A 3,417-nucleotide genomic window follows, 5' to 3' on the forward strand; every position below is an offset into this window, starting at 1 on the left:
AAGACACCAACGGCCATGAGGAAATTCCTAACTAAAACAGGTTGTTGGGGTGGAGCGGGCAGGACATCCTCTGCGTGCTCGCACGCTGCCGGATACCCCGCCCGGTCCGCCGGTCCCGTAGCGGACTACAGCCCCGGGTACAGCGGGTGGGCTGCGGCGAGTGCTTCAACGCGGTGACGCAGGCTGGAAAGGTCCGCGTCGGCGTCGGCAATCAATGCTTCGGCGATGATGTCCGCAACCTCGCGGAAGGCGTCCTCGCCGAAGCCGCGGGTGGCCAAGGCGGGGGTGCCGATGCGCAGGCCCGAGGTCACCATCGGCGGACGCGGATCGAACGGGACCGCGTTGCGGTTGACGGTGATGTCGATCGCGGCGAGCCGGTCTTCTGCCTGCTGCCCGTTCAGTTCGCAGTTGCGCAGGTCCACCAGGACCAGATGCACGTCGGTGCCGCCGGACACCACGCTGATGCCCTTGGCGGTGACGTCGGGCTGGACCAGGCGCTCGGCCAGAATGCGCGAACCGGCCAGGACGCGTTCCTGCCGCTCGCGGAACTCCTCGGACGCCGCGATCTTGAACGCCACGGCCTTGCCGGCGATGACGTGCTCAAGGGGTCCGCCCTGCTGGCCGGGGAACACCGCCGAGTTGATCTTCTTGGCGATGTCGGCGTCGTTGGAGAGGATGATGCCACCGCGGGGACCGGCGAGGGTTTTGTGCGTGGTGGAGGTGACCACGTGGGCGTGCGGAACCGGGGAGGGGTGCAGGCCCGCGGCCACGAGCCCGGCGAAGTGCGCCATGTCCACCATGAGGTAGGCGCCCACGGAATCGGCGATGCGGCGGAACTCGGCGAAGTCCAGCTGGCGCGCGTAGGCTGACCAGCCGGCCACGATGAGCTGCGGTTTGTGCTCCTGGGCCAGCCGCTCCACCTCTGCCATGTCGATGGTGTGGGTGTCTTCGCGGACCTGGTACGGGACCACGTTGTAGAGCTTGCCGGAGAAGTTGATCCGCATGCCGTGGGTCAGGTGGCCGCCGTGGGCCAGGTTCAGGCCCATAATGGTGTCGCCGGGTTTGATCAGCGCGTGCATCACGGAGGCGTTAGCCTGGGCGCCGGAGTGCGGCTGGACGTTGGCGAACTCAGCGCCGAACAGTGCCTTCACCCGGTCAATGGCCAGCTGCTCGATGACGTCCACGTGCTCGCAGCCACCGTAGTAGCGCTTGCCCGGGTAGCCCTCGGCGTACTTGTTGGTCAGGACCGAGCCCTGCGCCTGCATCACCGCAGCTGCCGTGTGGTTTTCGGAAGCGATCATTTCCAGGCCGTCGCGCTGGCGGCCCAGTTCGTCGTCGATCTTCGCCGCAATTTCGGGGTCCAGGGCGGACAGCTCCGCGTTCAGGCTGGGGGAGACCACCTGTTCAAAGGCCACGGTGCCCGCGGCGGAGGAAGCGGCGCTCACAGTTCGCCGCCGTTTGCTTCGGCGTATTCCTGGGCGGACAGCAGCGGTCCCTCTTCGGTGACGGTGACCTTGAAGAGCCAGCCGGCGCCGTACGGATCGTTGTTGATCACGGCAGGGTCGCCGACGACGTCGTCGTTGACTTCCGTGACTTCGCCCGTCACGGGGGAGTACAGGTCGGAGACGGACTTGGTGGACTCGATCTCGCCACAGGTCTCGCCTGCGGTCACTGTGGAGCCCACCTCTGGCAGGTCCACGTACACGATGTCGCCCAGTGCCTCGGCGGCAACAGCGGAGACGCCCACAACGGACGGTCCGGAGCCGTCAGCGGCGATCCATTCGTGCTCGGCGGAGTACTTCAGTTCGGCGGCAACTTTAGCCATGGTGTTTTTCCTTAAGTTTGGGGTCAAAAAAGCGGAAGCGCAGGTGCTATTTCTGGCGCTTGTAGAAAGGCAGCTCGACGACTTCGAAGGGCTCGGCCTTGCCGCGCAGGTCCACGTCCAGGGCAGTACCCAGGCCGGCGTGTTCGACGTCGACATACGCCAGCGCCACCGGGTAGCCAAGGGTGGGGCTCGGCTGGCCCGAGGTCACTTCGCCCACCACGTTGCCGTCTTTGAGGACGGGATAACCGCCGCGGCCGGCGCGCCTGCCGTGCCCTTTCAGGCCCACCAGTTTCCGCGTGGGGCCGGCTTCCTTGGCTGCCTCCAGTGCGGCCCTTCCCACGAAGTCGCCGTCCTTGGACTTGAGCGCCACTACGGGCCCGAGGCCGGCGTCGAAGGGTGAACGCTCCAGCGAGAGCTCGTTGCCGTACAGCGGCATGCCCGCTTCAAGGCGAAGCGAATCGCGGGATGCGAGGCCGCAGGGGACAATGCCGAACTCTTCCCCGGCCTGGGCCACGGACTCCCACAGGGATGCGGCGCCTTCGTTCGGGAGGAAGAGTTCAAAGCCGTCTTCGCCGGTGTAGCCGGTGCGGGCAAGGATCACATCGTGGCCGGCCACGGTGACCTCGTTGAACGCGTAGTACTTCAGGCCGGTGACCAGGGCGTGCTGGGACTGATCCGTGAGCTTGAGCAGGATGGCCTCGGCCTTGGGTCCCTGGACTGCGACGAGCGAGGTGGCCGCCGAAGCATCCTCCACCGTCACGTCGAAGGTGGCTGCGCGTTCTGCCAAGGCGGTGGCCACGGTGGGGGCGTTGCCGGCGTTGGGAACCACCAGGTACTTTTCGTCGCCGAATCGGTAGGTGATGAGGTCGTCGATGATGCCGCCGTTTTCGTTGCAGATCAGCGAGTACTTGGCCTTGCCGTCTGCGATGGCGGACAACTTGCCCACCAGGGCGAAGTCCAGGAAGGTGCCAGCCTGCGGCCCGGTGACCCACACTTCGCCCATGTGGGAGAGGTCGAAGAGGCCCGCGGCTTTGCGGACGGCGTGGTGCTCGGCAAGTTCGGAGCTGTACTTGAGCGGCATCTGCCAGCCACCGAAGTCGGTGAAGGAGGCGCCGAGCTTTTTGTGCTCTTCGTAGAGAGCCGTGTAGTTCTCAGTCATGGGGATCCTTAGTTTTCGAACTCGGACAGCGGCGGGCAGGAGCAGATCAGGTTCCGGTCACCGGCGGCGCCGTCGATCCGGCCCACCGGCGGGAAGTACTTGTCCTGCTTGAGGTGGTGGACGGGGAACGCGGCCTGTTCGCGGGGGTAGGCACGGTCCCAGTCGGAACTCACGACGGCGGCCGCGGTGTGGGGTGCGTGGCGCAGCGGTGAGTCGGCAACGGCGAAGTCGCCGTTGGCCACCTGGTCGATTTCCTTGCGGATGGTGATCATGGCCTCGATGAAACGGTCGATCTCGGCCAGGTCCTCGGACTCAGTGGGCTCCACCATCAAGGTTCCCGCCACCGGGAAGGACAAGGTGGGGGCGTGGAAGCCGAAGTCAATGAGGCGCTTTGCCACGTCCTCGGCGGTCACGCCGGTCCGTGCGGTCAGTT

3 protein-coding genes and 1 pseudogene are annotated in these 3,417 nt (G+C 66.1%); all 4 read right to left on the reverse strand.

The window, feature by feature from the left end:
• Nucleotides 1-125: 125 nt before the first annotated feature.
• Nucleotides 126-1,445 carry a serine hydroxymethyltransferase gene (glyA, locus tag HNO81_RS19820; protein WP_371818320.1) on the reverse strand — a complete coding sequence of 440 codons (1,320 nt, stop codon included), beginning with the start codon at nucleotides 1,443-1,445 and terminating at the stop codon, nucleotides 126-128.
• Entirely contained in the window at nucleotides 1,442-1,825 is a 384-nt protein-coding gene (gene gcvH / locus HNO81_RS19825) for a glycine cleavage system protein GcvH (RefSeq protein ID WP_175319802.1), read from the reverse strand. The genes glyA and gcvH overlap by 4 nt, the downstream gene beginning before the upstream one ends.
• A 46-nt stretch (nucleotides 1,826-1,871) precedes the next feature.
• Nucleotides 1,872-2,984, reverse strand: coding sequence for a glycine cleavage system aminomethyltransferase GcvT (gene gcvT / locus HNO81_RS19830; RefSeq protein ID WP_175319803.1), 1,113 nt, complete (start codon nucleotides 2,982-2,984; stop codon nucleotides 1,872-1,874).
• An 8-nt stretch (nucleotides 2,985-2,992) separates the two neighbouring features.
• Nucleotides 2,993-3,417 (reverse strand): annotated as a pseudogene (locus HNO81_RS19835) (glycine dehydrogenase (aminomethyl-transferring)); the annotation flags it as partial.

It is taken from the genome of Pseudarthrobacter sp. C4D7 (assembly GCF_013359725.1).
In the GTDB taxonomy this organism is placed as follows: domain Bacteria; phylum Actinomycetota; class Actinomycetes; order Actinomycetales; family Micrococcaceae; genus Arthrobacter.